The 20,355-nt window shown below is 72.0% G+C and carries 16 protein-coding genes and 1 pseudogene; 5 read left to right on the top strand and 12 right to left on the bottom strand.

Annotation, left to right across the window (positions count from 1 at the left end):
• Nucleotides 1–1,848: a transketolase gene (locus E5671_RS36940; protein ID WP_160508303.1), complete on the bottom strand. Its 1,848-nt coding sequence runs from the start codon at nucleotides 1,846–1,848 to the stop codon at nucleotides 1–3.
• Between the two features lie 295 nt (nucleotides 1,849–2,143).
• Between E5671_RS36940 and E5671_RS36935 the strand changes: the two genes are divergently transcribed.
• From E5671_RS36935 to E5671_RS36920, 4 genes are all read left to right on the top strand, one after another.
• On the top strand, nucleotides 2,144–3,244 hold the full coding sequence (locus E5671_RS36935; RefSeq protein ID WP_202121411.1) for an enolase C-terminal domain-like protein: 1,101 nt from the start codon (nucleotides 2,144–2,146) through the stop codon (nucleotides 3,242–3,244).
• 96 nt (nucleotides 3,245–3,340) lie between these two features.
• Nucleotides 3,341–3,694 carry a VOC family protein gene (locus tag E5671_RS36930; RefSeq protein ID WP_160508301.1) on the top strand — a complete coding sequence of 118 codons (354 nt, stop codon included), beginning with the start codon at nucleotides 3,341–3,343 and terminating at the stop codon, nucleotides 3,692–3,694.
• A gap of 52 nt (nucleotides 3,695–3,746) precedes the next feature.
• Nucleotides 3,747–4,433, top strand: coding sequence for a GntR family transcriptional regulator (locus E5671_RS36925; protein ID WP_336605956.1), 687 nt, complete (start codon nucleotides 3,747–3,749; stop codon nucleotides 4,431–4,433).
• Nucleotides 4,434–4,596: 163 nt separating this feature from the next.
• Nucleotides 4,597–5,892 (top strand): amidohydrolase family protein, encoded by a 1,296-nt coding sequence (locus E5671_RS36920; protein WP_160508299.1) that lies wholly within the window; start codon nucleotides 4,597–4,599, stop codon nucleotides 5,890–5,892.
• A gap of 48 nt (nucleotides 5,893–5,940) precedes the next feature.
• Here the strand turns inward: E5671_RS36920 and E5671_RS36915 are convergent, their stop codons facing one another.
• The 10 genes and pseudogenes from E5671_RS36915 to E5671_RS36870 form a co-directional block, all read right to left on the bottom strand.
• Complete coding sequence (locus E5671_RS36915; protein ID WP_160508297.1) at nucleotides 5,941–7,920, bottom strand: DUF5107 domain-containing protein; 1,980 nt, start codon at nucleotides 7,918–7,920, stop codon at nucleotides 5,941–5,943.
• A 215-nt stretch (nucleotides 7,921–8,135) separates the two neighbouring features.
• A pseudogene (locus E5671_RS46610) lies at nucleotides 8,136–8,309 on the bottom strand (GNAT family N-acetyltransferase); the annotation flags it as partial.
• Between the two features lie 204 nt (nucleotides 8,310–8,513).
• Complete coding sequence (locus E5671_RS36905; protein WP_160508295.1) at nucleotides 8,514–8,768, bottom strand: LapA family protein; 255 nt, start codon at nucleotides 8,766–8,768, stop codon at nucleotides 8,514–8,516.
• A 138-nt stretch (nucleotides 8,769–8,906) separates the two neighbouring features.
• Entirely contained in the window at nucleotides 8,907–10,640 is a 1,734-nt protein-coding gene (locus E5671_RS36900) for an alpha/beta fold hydrolase (protein WP_237330878.1), read from the bottom strand.
• Between the two features lie 280 nt (nucleotides 10,641–10,920).
• Nucleotides 10,921–11,844 (bottom strand): LD-carboxypeptidase, encoded by a 924-nt coding sequence (locus E5671_RS36895; RefSeq protein ID WP_160508291.1) that lies wholly within the window; start codon nucleotides 11,842–11,844, stop codon nucleotides 10,921–10,923.
• A complete protein-coding gene (locus tag E5671_RS36890; protein WP_202122606.1) occupies nucleotides 11,841–13,835 on the bottom strand; it encodes an LpqB family beta-propeller domain-containing protein in 1,995 nt (664 codons plus the stop codon). The genes E5671_RS36895 and E5671_RS36890 overlap by 4 nt, the downstream gene beginning before the upstream one ends.
• A 36-nt stretch (nucleotides 13,836–13,871) precedes the next feature.
• Complete coding sequence (locus tag E5671_RS36885; protein WP_160508287.1) at nucleotides 13,872–15,224, bottom strand: M20/M25/M40 family metallo-hydrolase; 1,353 nt, start codon at nucleotides 15,222–15,224, stop codon at nucleotides 13,872–13,874.
• Nucleotides 15,217–16,050 (bottom strand): M55 family metallopeptidase, encoded by an 834-nt coding sequence (locus tag E5671_RS36880; RefSeq protein ID WP_160508285.1) that lies wholly within the window; start codon nucleotides 16,048–16,050, stop codon nucleotides 15,217–15,219. Before E5671_RS36880 ends, E5671_RS36885 begins: the two co-directional genes overlap by 8 nt.
• 6 nt (nucleotides 16,051–16,056) lie before the next feature.
• Complete coding sequence (locus E5671_RS36875) at nucleotides 16,057–16,590, bottom strand: pyridoxamine 5'-phosphate oxidase family protein (RefSeq protein ID WP_160508283.1); 534 nt, start codon at nucleotides 16,588–16,590, stop codon at nucleotides 16,057–16,059.
• A gap of 34 nt (nucleotides 16,591–16,624) precedes the next feature.
• Nucleotides 16,625–18,118, bottom strand: coding sequence for an MFS transporter (locus E5671_RS36870; RefSeq protein ID WP_443032750.1), 1,494 nt, complete (start codon nucleotides 18,116–18,118; stop codon nucleotides 16,625–16,627).
• A gap of 155 nt (nucleotides 18,119–18,273) precedes the next feature.
• On the opposite strand from E5671_RS36870, the gene E5671_RS36865 reads away from it, so the two are divergent.
• On the top strand, nucleotides 18,274–19,215 hold the full coding sequence (locus tag E5671_RS36865; RefSeq protein ID WP_160508279.1) for a LysR family transcriptional regulator: 942 nt from the start codon (nucleotides 18,274–18,276) through the stop codon (nucleotides 19,213–19,215).
• Here E5671_RS36865 and E5671_RS36860 read toward each other — a convergent pair.
• Nucleotides 19,199–20,257: a tellurite resistance/C4-dicarboxylate transporter family protein gene (locus E5671_RS36860; RefSeq protein ID WP_160508277.1), complete on the bottom strand. Its 1,059-nt coding sequence runs from the start codon at nucleotides 20,255–20,257 to the stop codon at nucleotides 19,199–19,201. The genes E5671_RS36865 and E5671_RS36860 overlap by 17 nt on opposite strands.
• Between the last annotated feature and the right edge of the window lie 98 nt (nucleotides 20,258–20,355).

The following is a 20,355-nucleotide window of genomic DNA, read 5'->3' as shown; positions in this document are numbered from 1 at the left end:
TCACCGCACGACCGCCTGCTCCACGAGCAGCCGCGCCGCCGCCGCGATGGACTCCGCGTCGATACCGGCGTCGTGCAGCTGTTCGTCGGGGGACGCCGAGCCCGGCATCGTGCTCACCGCGAGCCGTACCAGGCGCGGTACCGGACCCCCGTCGGCGAAGGCGTCAGCGACGGCGTCTCCGATGCCGCCCTCCGGCCGGTGGTCCTCGACGGTGAGCAGACAGCCGGTGCGTTCGGCGGCCTCGCGCAGGGTCGCGCGGTCGACGGGCTTGACGGAGTACAGGTCGATGACCCGCACCTGGATGCCCTCGCGGTCCAGGAACTCGGCCGCGGTCAGCGCCTCGTGCACGGTCACGCCCGCCGCGACGAGCGTGAGCCGGTCGGCGTCGGAGGAGCGCAGGATCTTGGAGCCGCCGATGGGGAACTCCTCGCCGGGCCCGTAGATGACGGGCGTGTCCCCACGTGACGTACGCAGGTACCGCACGCCGTCCAGGCCGGCCATCTGGGCGACGAGCTTGCCCGTCTGGTGGGCGTCGCACGGATACAGGACCGTCGAACCGTGCACGGCGCGGAACATCGCCAGGTCTTCGAGGCCCATCTGGGAAGGACCGTCCTGACCGATGGCGACGCCCGCGTGGGAGCCGACGAGGTTGATGCCGGAGCCGCTGACCGCCGCCATGCGGACGAAGTCGTGGGCGCGGGTGAGGAACGCGGCGAACGTCGACGCGTACGGGATCCAGCCGCGGGCCGCCAACCCCACGGCGGCGGCGACGAGTTGCTGCTCAGCGATGTAGCACTCGAAGAAGCGGTCGGGGTGTTCCTTGGCGAAGTACTCGGTCCGCGTGGAGTCGCCGACCTCCCCGTCCAGGGCCACGATGTCGCCGCGTGCGGTGCCGAGCGCGGCCAGCGCCTGGCCGAAGGCGGTGCGGGTGGCGACGGATTCGCCCACCTCGTGGCGCGGCAGTTCCAGATGACCGCTGCGCGTCGCGTGCAGCGCCCGCGCGGCGGCGGGCCTGCGCACCTCGACGCGTACGTCGTGGACGCCGCCCAGCTCCTCGATCGCCGCCTCCGCCTCCGGCAGCGGCTTGCCGTGCAAGCCCTCGCGGTCCTCGGCGGCGGCGACGCCCTTGCCCTTGACGGTGCGGGCGAGGACGACCGTGGGCTGCCGGGCGGTGGAGCGGGCCTCCTGGAAGGCGCGGTCGATGTCCTCCAGGTCGTGGCCTTCGACCTCGACGACATGCCAGCCGAAGGCGGCGAAGCGGCGGGCGTAGGCGTCGAGGTCCCAGGCGTGGCGGGTGGGGCCGCGCTGCCCGAGGCGGTTGACGTCGACGACGGCGGTCAGATTGTCCAGGTGTTCGTACCCGGCGTGCTCGACGGCCTCCCACACCGAGCCCTCCGTCAGCTCGCTGTCGCCGCACAGCACCCACACCCGGTAGGGAATCCGGTCGAGCCGCTTGCCCGAGAGGGCCATGCCGACGCCCACGGGGAGCCCCTGCCCGAGGGACCCGGTGGCGACCTCGACCCAGGGGACGCGGCGCGGCGTCGGGTGCCCTTCGAGGCGGCTGCCCTGCGCGCGGAAGGTCAGCAGCTCTTGGTCGGAGACGACGCCCGCCGCCTTGTACGCCGCGTAGAGGAGAGGCGAGGCGTGCCCCTTGGAGAGGATGAAGCGGTCGTTGCCGGGGTGGTCGGGCCGGTCGAAGTCGTACTGCAGATGGCGCGCCAGGAGCACCGCCATCAGGTCGGCCGCGGACATCGAGGAGGTGGGGTGCCCGGATCCCGCGGCGGCCGCCGCCCGGACGGAGTCGACCCGCAACTGCCGGGCGAGTGGGGCGAGTTCGCTGCTGATCATGGCGGGTTCTCCTTGGCCTGAGGGCTTTCGGTCCCGGCGGCCGGCCGGTCGCTTCGGCCGCCGGTTCCTGGCGTGCGTGGCCTCTCGACGAGCCTGGCACGCGGGCCCTTCGAGTTGCCCCTGCGAACCGCCGTCAAACACCGGGGGTGCGCGGGGCCAAAGCCGGCGCGGGGCCGGTTTGCCCGTCGGGCTTCGGGATACCCGTACTGAGCGCCGCCGCAGGTGTGGGGGGTTGTGAGCCGACCCCGCACCGCCCCCGCGCCCCCCACCCCGCATGTGATCCAGGACGGTCCCGATGAAGGACGCAGTGCCCATCGAAAGCCCCGCCATGTCCGCCTACTCGGTCCCCGCGGACGCCCCCGAGGCGGACGGCACCTTCGCGTGGGAGAGCACGACCATCGTGATCGTCGAGATCACCGCGGGCGACGCGACGGGCACGGGCTGGACCTACGGTCCCGCGTCCATCGCCTCCCTGGTGGCCGAGCAGCTCTCCCCGACCGTCACCGGCCTCGACGCGCTCGACATCCCCGCGGCGCACGCGGCGATGACGAAGGCCGTCCGCAACACCGGCCGCCCCGGAGCCGCGTCGAGCGCGGTCTCGGCGATCGACATCGCCCTGTGGGACCTGAAGGCACGTCTCCTCGAGATTCCGCTCGTACGCCTCCTGGGCGCGGCCCGCGACGAGGTCCCCGTCTACGGGAGCGGCGGCTTCACGACGTACCACGACACGCATCTGGCGGCCCAGCTGAACGGCTGGGTGCACGGCCAGGGCATTCCCCGCGTCAAGATCAAGGTCGGCGAGGCCTGGGGGCGGGCGGCGGCCCGCGATGTGCTGCGGGTGCGCACCGCGCGTGACGTCATCGGCTCGCAGGCCGAGTTGTACGTCGACGCGAGCGGCGGCTACACCCGCAAGCAGGCGATCCGGGTGGGCCGGGTGCTCGCCGAGCACGGTGTGGGCTGGTTCGAGGAGCCGGTGCCTTCGGACGACCTGCGGGGGCTCGCGCTGGTGCGGGACGCGCTGGTCTGCGACGTGGTGGCCGGCGCGTACGGCTACGACCTCGCGTACTTCGCTCGGTTGATCCCCTCCGTGGACTGCCTCCAGCTGGATGCGACGCGCTGCGGCGGCCTGACCGAGTGGCTGCGCGCCGCGGCCCTCGCGCAGGCGCACGGAATCGAGGTCTCGGCCCGCTGTGCCCCGCACGCGCATGCGGCGGTCGGCGCGTGCGTACCGAATCTCCGGCACATCGAGTGGCTCCACGACCACGTACGGATCGAGTCGATGTTCTTCGACGGCGCCCTCGACCCGACGGGCGGCACAGTCCGCCCCGACGGCGGCGTCGGCCACGGCCTGGAACTGCGGCGCACGGAGGAGGTCGAGGAATACCGGGTCGCGTGAGCAACGGAGGCCATGTGGTGGCCGCCACGGGGTGGAACTCCTGGAAGTCCTCCGAAACGATCTCGTGTGGCGTTCGGGCCAACTAGGCTCGCCCGTATGGAGATCCTGGGAGCCACGCTGCGTATCTGCGTCGAGGACCTGGAGTCCTCGGTCGCCTTCTACGAACGCCTCGCGGGCGGTACCGCGCAGCGTTTCGAGCGGGAGGGCGTCTCGGTCGCGGCGGTCGGCTGCTTTCTGTTGATGAGCGGGCCCGAGCGTGAGCTGGAGATCCTCCGGAAGGTCTCGGCGACGATCGCGGTACCGGACGTCGACGAGGCGTACACCGTCCTGAACGCGTCCGGCGCCCGTGTCATCGCGGGCCCCGTCCCGACGCCGGTGGGCCGCAACCTCATCGCGGTGCACCCGGACGGCACGGTCTTCGAGTACGCGGACCGGCGCCCCGCGACCTGACCGGTCTGCCCGTATCCTCCACGGCAGGCAGGCCGAACGGAGGACGGTGCACGTGGCGGGCAGTACGGCGGACGGTACGGAACGGGTTTCCTTGAGCGCCCAGGCGCGCGAGGCCGTCCGGCAGCGCATCGTGGACCGCCGCTATCCGCTCGGCTCGCGTCTCGTGGAGCGTGAGGTCGCCGAGGAGCTGCGGATGTCGCGCGTCCCCGTGCGGGAGGCGATGCGCGCGCTGGTCGCCGAGGGCCTGCTCGAACTCCTGCCGCACAGCGGGGTGCGGGTGCGCCGCCTGGAGCGTGCGGATGTGCGGCACTTGTACGAGGTGTGGGAGCCGCTCGCCGTCCAGGCGTCCCGGCTCGCCGCGCGCCGGGTGGCGGACAGCGCACCGGACGAGCCGTCGGGCCTCGCCGCGCTGCGGGCCACGCTCCACCAGGCCGAGCAGGCGTCGGACGTGGACGACGGACCGCGCGAGGTCGCCGCGCACACGGCCTTCCACGAGGGCATCGTGACCCTCTCCGGCAATCCGCTCCTCGCTCGCACGATGGAGCAGCTGAGCTGGCAGCTCCAGCTCCTGTTCGGCATGCGCGCCGAGCCGGACCACATGCGGGCCCAACACGACCTGATCTACCGCCAGATCGCGTCGGGCGACGAGGAGACGGCGGCGGCGAGCACACTGCTGCACGTGCGGGACAGCCAGGCGGTGGCGCTGCGGTCGCTCTTCGAGGGAGAGCCTTCCTCCTGAGGGTTCTGTATACCAAGGGGACCTTTCTTCCTGTACCCCTGAGTTCATACGGGTACCATCCTGCCCATTTTCTCTCCCACTCTTGCGCGCCATTCCGCCTTGGTATACAAACTGCGGACGCGTCCCCTCCGTAACTCGTCACTCGCCCTTGAAGGAGATCCCCATGACGCCTCTCTCCCGTCGCGGCGTGCTCGGCGCCGCCGCCGCGTTCGCGGGCACCGGAGCCGCCGTGTCGGCCGGTTCCCCGGCCACCGCGTCGTCGCCTGGTGGCGGCCCGCGTCCCAAGGCCGTGGTGTTCCGCAATGTCCGCCCCTTCGGCGCGAAGACCCCCGTGGACCTCACCGTCATCGACGGCCGGATCACGGACGGCCGGGCGCCCAGGGGTGCCAAGGTGATCGACGGCGGCGGCAGGGTGGCCCTACCGTCGCTCGTGGACGCCCACATCCACCCGGACAAGACGACGTGGGGCGGCGACTGGGTGACGCGGAAGCCGGCGAGCGGCATCGCCGACTACTGCGCCCAGGACGTGGAGCTGTTCAAGAGCCAGGCCCGGCCGGTCGGCGAGCGGGCGTACGGCCTGATGGCGCACGCCGTGACCCGCGGCACCCGCGCGATGCGCGCCCACGTGGACGTGGCACCGGCCTACGACCTGGCCGGTGTCGAGGGCGTGAACGCGGCCCGCGAGCGGCTGCGGGACGCCCTCGACGTGCAGATCGTGGCGTTCCCGCAGCACGGCGTTGTCCGGACCCCCGGCACGGCGGAGCTCCTGGAGGAAGCGGCACGCTCCGGCGCCATCGACCTGGTCGGCGGCATCGACCCGATCAGCTTCGACGACGCGATGGACGAACAGCTCGACTTGGTCTTCGGCCTCGCGGACCGCCACGGGGTCGGCGTGGACATCCACCTCCACGACCGCGACGAGAAGGGTACGAAGGTGCTGCGGGCCATCATCGACCGCACCCGCGCGCTCTCGCTGCGCGGCAAGGTCACGGTCAGCCACGTCTTCTGCCTTCCGAACCTGTCCGACACCGAACTGGGCAGGACGGCGGCCGACTTGGGCGAGCAGGACATCGCCCTGACGACCGTGGCGCCGAACGAGTCACTGGTCCTGCCGATCGCGAAGCTGCGCGAGCACGGCGTGCGGGTCGGGCTCGGCTCGGACGGGGTGCGCGACGCGTGGAGCCCGTTCGGCAACGCCGACATGCTGCACCGTACGCACATCCTCGGCTGGGTCACCGACGTCCGCCTCGACGAAGAGCTGACCGACTGCTACCGCGTGGGCGCGCACGGCGGCGCCGACGTGATGGGCCTGGACCACGCGGACCTGAAGCCCGGCGCCCCGGCCGACTTCATCCTCGTACGCGGGGAGTGCCTGCCGCAGGTTCTGGTGGACATGCCGCAGCGGGACATGGTGGTGCACGGAGGTCATGTCGTGGCCAGGAACGGCGAGTTGGCGTAATCCGCACAGGGGGGGGCGGCCTGCCCCGCCCCGCCCCCCTCAGAGGCTTCACTCCTCAGCAGCGGCCCGCATCCGGAAGTCGTACCGGGCGGGCAGCGGGTCGTCCGTCACCGCGCGCCACAGCTCGCCGAGCACCTCGGCGCCCTCGCGCAGGTCGGCCACCTCGAAGCCCTCGTCGAAAATCGCCCGCGCGGCGGCCTTCTCCCCCTCCGCCAGGAGCAGTTGGATCTCGACGAGGCGGAAGCGGCCCTCCGCCCGCGTGGAGGGGTGCAGGCGGTCCCACACGCCGCGCGCCACCGCCGTGCGCCCGGCCGCGAGCAGGACAGCCATCGCCTCCCGGCCGAGCGCGGCGCTCGCGGCCGTCCACAGCGCGCCGTCGTCGCGCCGCTCCTGGCACAGGTCGTCGAAGGCTTCCGCGTACCGGTCGGCGGCGCGCTCGATGTGGCCCGAATCCTGATCGGAGACCGCGAGGCACCGCAGCAACGGCCAGCGTGACGGGGCGAGTTCGAGGCCGCGCTCCCAGCTCCGTACCGCCTGGGCCAGGTCGCCCGCGTGCCACTGCGCCACGCCCAGGTGGTACTCCGCGACCGGCCGCGCGGGCGCCGTCTCCAGCATGTCCCGCCAGTGCGGTGCGACCAGGGTCGGGCCCGGCGGCGCAACGCGGCGCGGCTCGGGGACGGCACCGGAGTGCAACAGCTCAAGCCACGGCTCCTGTTCGGGGCCGAGCGTGGACTCGGCGAACGGCGTGCCCGGCAACTTGTAGCCGGCACGCAGGACTTCGAGCGCGCCCCAACCGGACCCGGTGGCAAGCACCTCAGCAGGCTCGGTGTCCCCGCACGGCCGCCACGCGTCGTACGCCTCGTCCACCGCACCGCGCGGCAGCGCGTCCGCGAGCCGCGCCTGCGCCTCCTCGCGCGCGGCGCGCCAGTCGGAGCCGTGCGCCGGGCCGGGGTCCGCCGACAGCGGTCCGTACGACTCCAGCCAGGCGAACTCGCCCTCCGCGTCCAGGCGTACATGCTCCAGCTGTGTCCGCGCGAGGCCCGCCTGGATCTCCGCGTACCCGCCGGTGCCCGGCTCCGTCAGCCACTCCTGCCAGCGCCGCCCGCCCGCGCCTGAGCCCCACACGAAGAGCTTGCGGCCGCGCAGCAGGTCGGTGGACGTCTGGACGAGGCCGTGCCCTTCGTCGTCGAGCGCGGCTATCCAGCGGCGCGTCCGGTCAGGTACGTCGTAGAAGTAGTCCGCCGCGTACTCGCTGCGCGGCGGGTACGTCCGGTCCACCCCGTCGGTCTCCGGCACAGGCACCTTGCGCAGCGCACCCGAGTAGCCGAAGTGCCAGGCCTCGTCGGCCGGCGCGAGGACGCGGCACTCCTCGGGCACCGCGATGTTGGACCACCAGTAGACCGGCACCGCCTTCTCGTGCGGATTGCGGATCCGCACGCCGACGTGGAGGAAGTCGGACCCTTCGGGCAGCCACAGGTCCACCTGGAACGGCACGTCCCGCAGCCGCTCCCACTCCCAGAGCCGCAGCATCTCGCCGCCGTCGGGCGCCGTCACCCGCGCGGCGTGCACGGGGGCGCAGGACAGGGCCGTATGGCCGGTAGCGCCGATGTTCCACTCGATGCCGCCGGAGAACCAGGCGCCGTTCAGCGCGAAGGCGGCGGGCTGCAACACCGGGTTGCTGTAGAGGAGTTCACGGCCGGTCGGCTTGTGGAAGAGGGAGTGGACTCGGCCGCCGTAACCCGGCAGGACGGTGGCGCGCAGCCGGTCGTTCTCGACGACCAGCGTGTCGACCGTCGTGTCGGTCCGCTCGCGCCCGTACCCGTCGAGCACCCGCGTCGGCAGGATGCCGCGCAGCGGCTCGTACCCGAGCTGCCGTGCCATGTCACGCGGCAGGCCCTGTCTTCCGCGCTCGTCCAGCGTGTGCACTTCACGGAGCGGCCGCAGCGGCGGCAGCGGGTTCTCGGGGCCCAACGGGGCGGCGGGCAGCGTCAGTACGTCACGTCGCACGGTGGTCGTCACGATCACCATGGAACACGGTCTGCGCCGTCCCGACCAGGGGCTATCCCAGTCAGGATTAAGCAAAGGCGAGCGCTCCGCTGGAGGTCCGGTACCACACCTGCGGGTCCGTCGTGGCTGGTCGCGCAGTTCCCCGCGCCTCTTCGGGACGCTGCCGACCCGCCCCGGACTTCGCCCCGCTCAGCGGCGCCCTGCGTGCTCTGTCATCTCCGAGGTCAGCGCCCACCGTTGATCTCCAGGCGGTGCAGTTCCAGTACGTCGAAGGCATACCGCGTGACGAGTCCGAGCCCCTCGCTCATCAGGCCACGGCCCGCCGCGTGCGCGAAGGCGCCGTATCCCAGCGCCCCGCACCTGAAGGTACCGGTGACGATGTTGTTGATGCTGATGAACCCGGCGATGGAGCGGCCACAGCACGTGCCGGCAGTGGCCGCTGACGTCGTTCACGTCCACGCGGGTGCGGTAGTCGAGGTTCGAGAAGACCCGGACCAGGCCCTTTCCCCGGAAGTCCGGCATCGGCGGCCCGGCCGCCGCCGCGACCGTGGCGGTCATGGCACCCACCGTGACCGCGACGCCCGCGACGACTCCCGCGCGCCTCAGCCGGGTCCTCACTTGCGCCGCCGCATGAAGTACGCCCCGCACAGCGCGCCGATCAGGCCTGTGCCGAGAAGCGCCACCCACAGCGGCATGGTCACCTCGGGGATCAGGAGTCTGATCTTGGTGTGGTGGGTGTTCTCGAAGATGAAGACCAGGGTGAGGACGGCGACCACGAGGACGACGATCCTGCCCGGCGTCACGACGCCACCGCCACCGCCGCCGCCCGAGCCGCCCTTCGCGCCGCCCGTGGAGCTGCTGGGACTCATACGTGGACCTTCCCTCGGAGCTTCGACCGGCCTCCCCCGGTGACCAGCATGGGCAGCTGGACCGGGTTCGCGCGCGGTGGATGCCCCTCCGGGGTGGGGGTGTGGGCCGTACGGGTGAGTCCCGGGCGACTCGTACGCTCAGCCCACCACGGGCAGCTCGATCGTCCCGGTGTCCTCGGGGGCGCTCGTGATGGTCACCGGCTTCACTCCCCTGTTGCCCCCGTACGCGTCGTCGCTCGCCGCCACCACGAACTGCAGCTTGTGCCCCGCCTCGTACCGGTGCACGATCCCCGGCAGCGTCACGGTGAACGGCTTCGTCACGTCCGGCACGCGCACGGGCGCCACGAGCCGGTGCACGAGCGTCTTCTTGCCGTCGGGCGCGACGTCGTACAGCTTGGCGAAGAGGACCAGCTTGTCGGCCGCGTCGCCGGAGTTCTGCACGCGCTCGGTTCTCGGCGAGACGACCTTCAGGGTGGCCTTCGCGGAGCCCACCACGTCCACGGGGGCGGTCAGCGGCTCCGTCGTCCAGCCGAGATAGGTGCCCTTGGTGTCGCGCGGCGCCGGGTCGGGCAGGCCGATGAGCCCTGCGAGTGAGCTCTCGGAGTGGCTGGTGGGGATGAGCCAGTTGCGGTACTCGCGGCTGCCGCGCGCGACCTTCTCGCGGGCATCGACGAGCTTGCCGTCACCCGACAGGTACAGCTTCTGGCTCAGGGCGGGCACCTTCGACGCGGTCGCGTAGGAACCGTTCGGCCCGCTGTCGCTCGGGACCCAGTCCCGGTAGTAGGCGAAGGCGGGCCCGGTGTCGACGCCCTTCTTCTGCTGGAGGTAGCGGTCGAACCAGGACAGGACGCGTTTGCCGACGTAGCTGGTCTCCAAGTTGCCCTCGGAGAGGTTGAGTTCGCCCGATGCCGGGTCTGAGAGGCCGCCGCTGTGCCCCGCGGACTGCCAGATCATCTTCGTCGTGGTGCCCTGCGCCTTGAGCGTCTCGTACGTCGCCTGCGCCTCGTTGAGGTTGAAGAGGCTGTCGGCCTGGCCCTGGATGAGCAGGGTCGGCGCCTTGACCTGCGGCAGGTAGGAGACGGGCGAGACGCTGCGGGCGTACTCCTGGAGGGCCTCGGTCTTGTCGGCGGGGTAGCGGCCCGAGTTGAGCGTACGGATCGTCTCGCAGGCCTTCGTGACGAAGTGCAGGCAGCTGAGGGAGTTGATGCGGGAGGGGTCAAGGCTCGGTTCGAGGAGCGGCTGGCCCTCGCCGATGAGGTAGAAGCCGTTCATCCACTGCCACTTGGAGGCGCCGGGGACGCTGCGGTCGGCCGCGTTGTTCGGGTCGAGGGAATAGCCCAGGTCGTTCCAGGTGATCATCGGTACGAGGGCGTCGACCCTGCGGTCCACCGCGGCCGTCGCCAGCTGGATCGCCCCGCCGTAGGAACCGCCGATCATGCCGACGCGCGGATCGGCTCCGGAGTCCTTGGTGACGTAGTCGACCGTCGTGCCGTCGTCGGCCGCGCGCTTGCCCGCGAGGAAGTCGACGAGTCCGGATGCCGCCTTGCCGTCGATCTTCGGATCGTCGAGGGAGATCAGGCAGCCGGACTTGCCGAAGCCGAGCCCTGAGTAGACGAGCCCGACGTAGCCGCGCTCGGCGAAGGCCTTGCCGGTGGCCGCCGTTCCGCCGTCCGACTTGCTGCCGCCGAAGCCGTTGGTGGTGAGGACGGCGGGGGCGGGGTGCGCGGCGTCCACTCCGGCGGGGCGGTAAAGGTCGGCGTCGACGGTGCAGCTCCTGCCGCCCGCGTCGACCGTGAACTTCAGCGGCGTGACGGTGAATTGGCCGGTAACGCTCGCGGGCGCGGGGGCCGCGAGCGCCAGGGGCGCGGCCAGCGCGGCACCGACGGCGAGGGCGAGCGGCGCGCGGGCGCGAGAAAGGGAGCGGGAGCGGGAGCGGGAGCGACGGGGTGCGGTACGACGGAACACGAGACCTCCACGCTGAGGACAGCCGACAGCCGACAGCCGAGAGGCGACTACCGACGACCGACTACCGACCGGTAAGTAACCGGCCAGAGTCATGCTGTGACACGTGTCAGGTGCGGGTCAACGCTCGTGACAGGAGTTTCTCGCCGGGAATTGACGGAGATTCAGCGCGGGCCGCGAGAGTGCGGCCTCACGTCAGCGCGGGCACGTCAAGGGTCAACGTCCCTGCGTCAGCGTCGAGTTCACCCGCCACCCCGAACGGAATCGTCAACGCCCCGTCGCAGTGCCCGAACCCGAACTCCTCGACGATCGGCACCCCGAGCCCGCCAAGGCGGTCGAGCAGCAGCGCCCGCACCGTGTCGTACGCCTCGCAGTCCACCCACGAGCCGAGCGCGACCCCGCGAACCCCCTCCAGCCAGCCCGCGCGCGCGAGTTGGGTGAGGTAGCGGTCGATGCGGTACGCCTCCTCGCCGATGTCCTCAAGGAAGAGCAGCCCGCCCCGCGCCGACGCGCGCACCTCAGGGGCGCCGATGTCCGAGGCGAGCAGGGAGAGGCAGCCGCCGAGCGTGACGCCCCGCGCGCGGCCGGGCACGAGCGCGGCTCCGCTCGACGCGATCACCTGCACCTGCTCGGGTGCGAAGAGCGTGGCCCTCAAGTGCTCCTGCGCACGAGCACTCTTGAGGAAGTCGAGGGCCGCGACCATCGGGCCGTGCAGCGTCGCAAGCCCCATCCGCGCCGCGAACGCCTCGTGCAGCGTGGTGATGTCGCTGTAGCCGACGAAGACTTTGGGACCTGCCGCCCGCATCGCCGCCCAGTCCAGCAACTCCACCATGCGCAGGGCGCCGTAGCCGCCGCGCGCGCAGAGCACCCCGGAGACGGAAGGGTCGCACCACGCCTCCTGGAGGTCACGGGCGCGGTCGGCGTCCGTGCCCGCGAGGTAGCCGAACTGCCCGTCCACGTCCAGGACATGGGGCATGACGACCGGCTCCAGATCCCAGCCGCGCAGGATGTCGAGCCCCGTCTGGAGCCGCTCCTCCGGAAGGGGACCGCTGGGCGCGACGACAGCGACCCGCGCGCCGGGGGTGAGCCGCGCGGGACGCGTCAGGGGTATCACTTGGCGAGCTCCAGGGTGGGCGCGGCGCCGGACAGTTTCAGCCGGAACACCTGGGCGTACAGGGAGAGTTCCGCCTCCAGGGCCCGGATCAGGGTGTCAGCGCGGCGGAATCCGTGCCCCTCTCCCTCGAAGGCGATGTAGGCATACGGCACGCCACGCCCCTCCAGTTCGGAGACGAACCGCTCGGCCTGTTCGGGCGGGCAGATCACGTCGTCGAGCCCCTGGAGCAGCAGGAAGGGCACGCTGACCCGGTCGGCGTGCTCGGCGGGGGAACGCTCCACGTACCGCGTGGGCACCTCGTCGAAGGGCCCGATCATCGAGTCCAGATACCGCGACTCGAAGTCGTGGGTGCCGCCTGCCGCCCACTCCGTGAGGTCGAGCACGGGGTAGATGATCGTGCCGCAGGCGTACACGTCCGTCGTGGTCAGCGAGGCGGCCGTGGTCCAGCCGCCCGCGCTGCCGCCGCGGATCGCGAGGCGGTCGCGGTCGGCGGTGCCCTCGTCGGCCAGGGCCAGGGCGACGGCCGCGCAGTCCTCGACGTCGACGATGCCCCACTGCTCGCGCAGACGGTTGCGGTACGCGCGGCCGTAGCCGGTCGAGCCGCCGTAGTTGACCTCGGCGACGCCGATGCCTCGCGAGGTGAAGTAGGCGATCTCCAGGTCGAGCACGAGCGGGGAGCGGCTTGTGGGGCCGCCGTGCACCCACACCACGTACGGCGGGAGTTCTTCGTCGGGGGCCATGCACGCCGGGTGGTGCGGGGGGTAGACGTGTGCGTGGATCTCGCGGCCCGCCGGGCCGCTGAAGGTGCGGATGCGCGGCTCGGGGTAGTACGCGGTGTCCACCGGGTCGTCGTGCGCGGCGCCGATCACGCGGGCGCGGCCGGTGCTGGTGTCCAGCTCCACGACCTCGTAGGCGCTGCGGGGGCTCGCCGCGACGCCGACGGTGCGGGTGCCGTTCACCGCGACGGTCGCCGCCCACTCGGTCCAGGGGCCCGCCGCGTCGACGACTTCGCCGGTCTCCGGGTCGAGCACGCCGAGCGCGGTGGCGCCCTTGCCGTGCACGACGGCGACGAGGCCGCTGTCCAGGGGCGCGAACCAGCCGGAGCCGATCTGCCACAGCGGGCCGCCGAACTCCTCCTCGCGCGGACAGACCGGCAGTCCCGATGAGAAACTCCCGCCGTCGGACGCGTCACCGCGGTAGAGGTTCCACCACCCCGTGCGGTCGCTCGCGAAGAGCAGGCGCCCGTCGGCGGCCCACTCCACCTGCGCGATGGACTCCTCCGGGCCGCCCGCGAACACGCGCGGCGCGCCGAACGTGCCGTCCGCGCGGACCTCGGCGACCAGGAGCTCCGTGCCGTCCCACGGCATCAGGGGGTGGTCCCAGGCGATCCACGCCGCGCGGGCGCCGTCCGGTGAGAGGCGGGGCCCGGTGATGAACCGGTGCCGGTCGTCGGAGAGTTCGCGCACCGCCGCGCGGTCGCCGGCCGCCGAGCCGTCGAGCGGTACGGCGACGGCGACTCTGCGCACATCGGTCGGCCCCTCCCCCGTGAACTCCTCCAGGACGCACCAGACCTCGCCCCGGTCCAGGTGCACGCACGGGTCGATGTACCGCAGGCCGCCGCCCACGTCGGAGAGCGGGGTCAGCGGGCGCGGCACGGCTCCGGGGGTGTCGGGCGCGTACGCGTACAGGCGCTGGTCCGCGAAGTTGGCGAACACGACCAGCGGCCCGTCACTGCCCTCGGCCCCGGCCCAGGAACGCCCCCCGTACTCCATGACCCGGCTGCGCACGTTCCACGGCTCGGGCAGCACGGACTCCTCCGTGCCGTCCGGACGCCGCCGCACCAGGGCGCGCCTGCCGCCTTCGGCGGGCCGCGGCTCGGTCCACCACGCCTCGTCCCCGACGAAGCCCACGTGGCCCGGGGAGCCGTCGTGGGCGGCGGCGAGCGCCGCGTCGATGGGCGACGGCCATGATCCGTAAGCCTGGGTCTCCATCATGTCCTTCTCTTCCCCCATGATCGGTTGTGTTCCCTAGGCCGTTCTCAGATAGCGGTCGAGCACGCGGACGCCGAAGTGCAGCGCGTCGACCGGCACGCACTCGTCGACTCCGTGGAAGAGCGCTTGGTAGTCGAAGCCCTCCGGTGTCCTCAGCGGCGAGAAGCCGTAGCCGGTGATGCCGAGTCGCGAGTACTGCTTGGCGTCCGTGCCGCCGGACATGCAGTACGGCACGACCCGTCCCTCGGGTGCGAACTCCTCGACGGCTGCCCGCATCTTCGCGTACGTCGACGAGCGGACCGGCGCCTGCAGCGCCACCTCACGGTGGTGGAACTCCCAGTCGACGTCCACACCGGTGAGCCGGTCAAGGGTGGCGGCGAACTCTTCCTCGCCACCCGGCAGATACCGGCCGTCCACGTAGGCGACGGCCTCCCCCGGGATCACGTTGACCTTGTAACCGGCTTGCAGCATCGTCGGGTTGGCGCTGCCCCGCACGGTCGGCTCGACGAGGTCGGCGGCCGGGCCGAGCTTCTCCAGGAGCGCGTCCATGTCGAACCCGGGCCTGTCCAGGTCGGCCTGTTCCCCGTACAGCGCGGCCAGTTCGGTCAGGGAGGCCCGGACCGTCGGCGTGAGCCGCACCGGCCAGCGGTGTTCACCGATGCGGGCGATCGCGGCCGCCAGCTTGCTCACGGCGTTGTTGTGGTTCACCTTCGAGCCGTGGCCGGCCTTGCCGCGCGCGGTCAGCTTGAGCCACCCGGTGCCGCGCTCCCCCGCCGCGATGGGGTAGAGCTGATTGCCGCGGCCGTCGTGGAAGGTGAAGGCGCCGGACTCGCTGATGCCTTCCGTGCATCCCTCGAAGAGCGGCGCGTGCTGATCTGCGAGGAACCCGGACCCGTCCTCGGCGCTCGCCTCCTCGTCGGCGGTGAACGCGATCACGATGTCCCGCCGGGGCCGCACCCCCGCGCGCGCCCAGCCGCGCACCACGGACAGGATCATCGCGTCCATGTTCTTCATGTCGATGGCGCCGCGGCCCCACACGACACCGTCGCGGATCTCCCCGGAGAAGGGGGCCACGCTCCAGTCGGCCGCTTCGGCGGGCACGACGTCCAGGTGGCCGTGCACGAGCAGCGCGTCGGCCGAGGGGTCGGTGCCCTCGATGCGTGCGACCACGTTCGTACGGCCCGGTGTCCGCTCCAGGAGCGTCGGTTCGAGCCCGGCTCCGGCGAGGCGCTCGGCGGCGTACTCGGCGGCCGGCCGCTCGTGGCAGTCGCCGCTGCCCCGGTTCGTGGTGTCGATGCGGATGAGTTCGGAGGTGAACCGGACGACCTCGTCGAGCGCCTGCCCGTCGACGTGTCCGGTGGCCTGATGCCCCGGCTGCTCCTCAGCCATACTGTTCCTCCACAGCCGCCGATGCGATCGTCGTGACCGCCTTGAACGTACGAATGCCCTCGTACATGGTGTCGCTGGTGTACGCGATCTTCCGCTCGCCGGTGCGCCGCACGCCCGGCACCACGGTGGACGCCATGGACAGATGCTCGGCGTCGAATTCGACCTCTACGGTGAACGGGCCGCCCTGGACCGGATCGCGGCGCACCGCGAGCGGCGCCGCCGCCTTCGCCGCGGCCCGGATGTCGGAGGCGGTCCGCCGCGGGGTGCGGCAGACCGCCGCGTACCGCGACACGTGGTCCTTGACGGCGACCTTCAGCGCGCCCGGCGCATAGCCGAGGGCGTCCTCGCAGGCCAGGTCGTCACCGGTGACCAGGACGACGGGCACACCGTACTCAGCGACGACATGGGAGTTCAGCAGCCCCTCGCTGGCCCGGTCGCCGTTGACCCACACACCGGTGATCGAGTTGGCGAGGTAGGTGTGCGCGAGCACCCCCTCCATGCCGGCGCCCGCGTGGTAGCCGATGAAGGCGATGCCGTCCACGTCGTCGTGCTGGACGCCCTCCACCATGGAGAGGGACTTGTGCCGCCCGGTGAGCATCTCGGCCCGCTCGTCGAGGTCCTCGAGGAGCAGATTGCGCATGGTCCAGTGCGCTTCGTTGACGAGCACCTCGTCGGCGCCCCCGTCGAAGAAGCCGAGCACAGCGGCGTTGACGTCCGATGTGAACATCGAACGGCACCGCTCCCACTGTGGCGTACCGGGCAGCACGTCGGCCGGCCACGTGACACCCGTGGCCCCCTCCATGTCTGCGCTGATCAGGATCTTCATGCCGCCTCACGCTACGCGGTCGCCAACTTCTGGACCAGATCCGCCGGTGACCGCGTCGCGCGCCGGTTGCCAGAGCGTGCTGCGCAGATCCGATCCGCGGACCAGCTGGATCCGCCAGGGGTCGATGCGGATCACGTGGTACTCCGGATCGTCCGGGCCGCCGCGCCAGTAGTGGACCGGGTCGTAGCCCACCCCGGGCGGCCCGCCCCGGGTGTAGAGGTCCCAGGCGTGGTGCCGGGAGGCCTCGTCGTCGGCCCAGGCCGAGAGGGCATCGACGTGGACGGTGTTCTGGCGGGGGTTCCAGTAGGAGTAGGTGGTGTGCGGGTTGTCGGCCAGGTGGGCGGTCTTGACGGGGGTCTTGTACGCGGCGAGCCAGCCGACCGGACGGCCGTCGACGATCTCCCAGACGGGGAGCAGGACGCGGGCCCGGGGGCGGTTCGCGCGGTCGACGGTGATCATCGTGGCGTACTTGATGTCGCGTACGTAGGAGAAGAACGTGTCCCGCACTTCGGAGAAGTCGCTGACTTTGGTGGTGGGCATGTCGGGTGCTCCTTTGCCGGGGTGGGGTGGCGGATCAGTGGGTCGCGGGGATCTCGGGGGTGTGCCCGGCCGCGGGTTCGCCGGAGGCCGTCACCGCGCCCGGCCTCGAGCGCAGTCCGAAGGCGCTGATCAGCGCGGCGAGCAGGGCCGCCGCGAGCGGGACCCAGAGGGCCGCGCGGTAGCCGTCGAGGAGCGCGGAGGGTGAACTCGACGTGGTGGCCCAGACGTTGACGGCGGTGACCGTGGAGAGACCGAGGGCGGCACCGAACTGGAAGGCGGTGTAGAGCAGTCCGCCGGCCAGGCCCTGCTCCTCCGCCTTGACGCCCTCGGTGGCGACGATGGTGAGCGGTCCGTAGGTGAGGGCGAAGCCGAGGCTGAGGATGATCAGGCTGGGGAACATCGCCAGGTACGTCCAGTCGGCGCCGACCGGCAGGAACAGGGCGTACGAGAGCGCGGCGAGCAGCAGGCCGCCGAAGATCACCCGGGCGTTGCCGAAGCGTTCGACCAGCTTGGGGGTGACGGTCGGCGAGAGCACCGCGTCGGCGCCGATGACGATCATCGCGAGGCTGGTCTGGAGCGTGGACCAGTCCCGCAGCTCCTGGAGGTAGAGGACGACCAGGAACTGGAACCCGAAGAAACCGCCCGCGAAGAAGAGCCCCGCGAGGTTGGCGCGGACCAGGGCGCCGCTGCGGAAGATCCCGAGGCGCACGAGCGGGGAGGCCGAGCGGCGCTCCGCGGCGACGAAGACGGCGAGGAGGGCGAGGCCGGCGGCGAGGGTGCCGATCGTGGCGGCGGCGCTCGCGTGGGAGGCCCGCTCCACACCGAGGACGAGCAGCACGATGGCGGCGGTGACCGTGAGGGCGCCCACCAGGTCGACGCTCTGCCCGGTGCGGTCGGGGCGCGGGGACTTCGGGACGTAGGCGAGCGCGGCGGCCAGGATCAGGGCGGAGAGCACGACGGGCACGAAGAAGACCCAGCGCCAGCCGATCGCGGTGAGCAGACCGCCGACGACCAGGCCGATGGAGAAGCCGCCCGCGGCGGTGCCGGAGTAGAAGAGCAGCGCCTTGTTGCGGCGCGGGCCCTCCTCGAAGCCGGTGGTGATGATGGAGAGGCCCGCCGGGGTCATGAAGGCCGCGGCGACGCCGGTGACGAACCGGGCGACGATCAGTGTCCAGCCCTCGGTGGCGAAGCCGCCGAGCCCGGAGAAGACCAGGAAGACGGAGAGCCAGAAGACGAACATCTGACGGCGCCCGAAGAGGTCGGCCGCACGGCCGCCGAGCAGCATGAAGCCGCCGTAGCCGAGGACGTAGGCGCTCATGACCCACTGCAGGGAGCCGGTGGACAGGCCCAGGTCGGCGCGGATGGACGGCAGGGCCACGTTCAGCATGGCGACGTCGATGCCTTCGAGGAAGATCGCGCCGCACAGGACGAGCAGGACGCCCCACTCACGGGGCTTGAAGGTGACGGGGGAGGTGGCGACCGGGGAAGCGCCGGGCTCCCCGGCTGATGATTCTCGTTGCGAACTCACGTCTGTTCTCCGCCGATTCATCGATGCTGCCGGGGATTTCCCGACTCACTCACCCTCGGTCAGGGCGTACGGGCGGAACAACGGCGAAGATCGCAACGTTCGTTCAACCAGGCTTACCGATCCGAGCCGGAACCGAGCTGCCTGGGGGGACGTCGATGGAACGCGATGAACTGGAGTGCTTTCTGCTCCTGGCCGAGGAGCTGCACTTCGGCAGGACCGCCGAGCGCATGCGGCTCTCCCGCGCCCGGGTGAGCCAGCTGATCCAGCGCACTGAACGCCGCGTCGGCGCACCGCTGTTCGTCCGCACCAGCCGTCGCGTCGGCCTCACCGCGCTCGGCCGCCAGCTCCGCGACGACCTGGAACCGCACCACCGGGCCATCGACGCCGCCGTCGAGAGGGCCGCGGCCACCGCGCGGGGCATCGACAGCGTGCTGCACGTCGGTTTCGCCAATCCGCTGGCCGGCGAGATCGTGATGCGGGCGACGGAGGCGCTGCGCGTGAGCCACCCGGGGCTCGCCGTGGAGATCTGCGAGGTGCCGCTCGGCGATCCGTACGGGCAGCTGCGCAAGGGCGAGTTCGACGTGCAGCTCACGGAGTTCCCGGTGCGCGAGGAGGACCTGGGCGGCGGCCCCGCGCTGCTCGCGGAGGAGCGCGTCCTCGCGATCGCTTCGGCGCATCCGCTGGCCGGGCGGGACTCGGTGTCCCTGGAGGATCTGGCCGACGTGCCGCTCCTGACGATCGAGGGCGAGGTGCCCGACTACTGGCTGGAGCACCACGTCCCCTCGCGCACCCCGTCCGGCAGGCCGATCGGGCGCGGTCCGGGCGTAACCAACATGCAGGAGGCGCTGATGATGGCCGCGGGCGGCAAGGGCGCCTTCCTGGCTCCCGCGCACACCGGGACGTACTTCTCCCGGCCCGGAGTGGCCTACGTGCCCTTCGCCGACGCCGATCCGGTCGGGTACGGCCTGGTCTGGCGGGCAGGCCACGGCACGGGGACGATCGAGACGTTCGCGAGGACCGCCCGCGAGGCGGCGCGTGACGTGGCGCAGGGAGATCCCCGGAGCGTGGTGCCGGGGGCCGTCACCGCGGCGCTCTGAGGCCGGCGGGGGCCGGGGTCCCGGCACGGTCGCGCGCCGCACGGACGTCGCGCACCGCGCCGGCCGCGACCACGGCCCAGACCGCGAGCGCCGGCCAGAGCAACGCCTTCCCGCAGGTCCAGAGCGCCGGGACGTCCGCGGCCGTGGAGGCGGAGAGCGCGGCGACGGCGGTCATGCCGAGAGGGAAGACGGTGGCCCAGCGGCGTACGTCGTAGTGGAGGCGTGGCCACCGCAGTTCACAGACGACGAGCAGCGCGTACCAGGCGAAGGCGAGGCCGAGCACCACGAGGGTGACGGTCCGCAGGACGTCGTGGGCCGGGGTCGCCCAGCGCAACGCGCCGTCCGGCACCGCGGCGGCGACCAGCTTCGATCCGGCCAGGGCGGAGATGGCCATGGCCCCGGCGATGATCCAGTGGTCGCCCTGACCGGTGACGAGTTGGCGGAAGTCGAAGCGGAGCAGCACCACGCCGTACAGGACAAGGCCGATGACGAAGAGGACGAGTGCGGGCCACATCAGCCATGCCTGCCGGTCGGCGGTGGCCACGGTGGCGGCGAGGACGACGATGGCCTGGGTGGCCACGCACACCAGGTAGGCGGCGCCGGGCACCCTGCTCTGCCAGTGGCGGATGACGTGGGACATGAGCACCGGCCAGAGCAGCACGCTGAGGCAGAGCAGCGCCACCGACACGGTGTCGTGTCCGAGCAAGGAGAGGCGGGTGCCGAGGACCGCCGTCGCGGCGACGGCGGTCAGTGCGGGCGGAGTGTCGATCTCGCGGTGCCAGCGATCCCGTTCGGTCAGCAGATGCCGTACGAAGACGGTGGCGAGGAACACCCAGATCAGCCCCGCGACCACGAGCAGCGCCAGCGAGGCCCACTCCACGCCGAGCAGGTGCAGTCCGACGGAGAGCACGGCAGTGGCCATGACCACGGCTCCGGCCGCGGGCGGCACACCGTCGGCCCAGTTCATCCAGTCCGCCCGGCCCTCCCGGCGCGCCCGGCCCGCCCGGCCAGGGCTGTGGCGGTCGGCTGCATCGCTCGGCATGGCGCGGCTCCATCGGCGTACGAGCCCCCGTCCGTGATCCTTGCACAGGCCGGGGTTACGGGCACGTCGGCAGTCGTCCGCCCTGCTTGCCGTCGGAA

The organism is Streptomyces sp. BA2, from assembly GCF_009769735.1.
Classification (GTDB): domain Bacteria; phylum Actinomycetota; class Actinomycetes; order Streptomycetales; family Streptomycetaceae; genus Streptomyces.
This window is presented reverse-complemented; position numbering and strand designations above follow the sequence as displayed.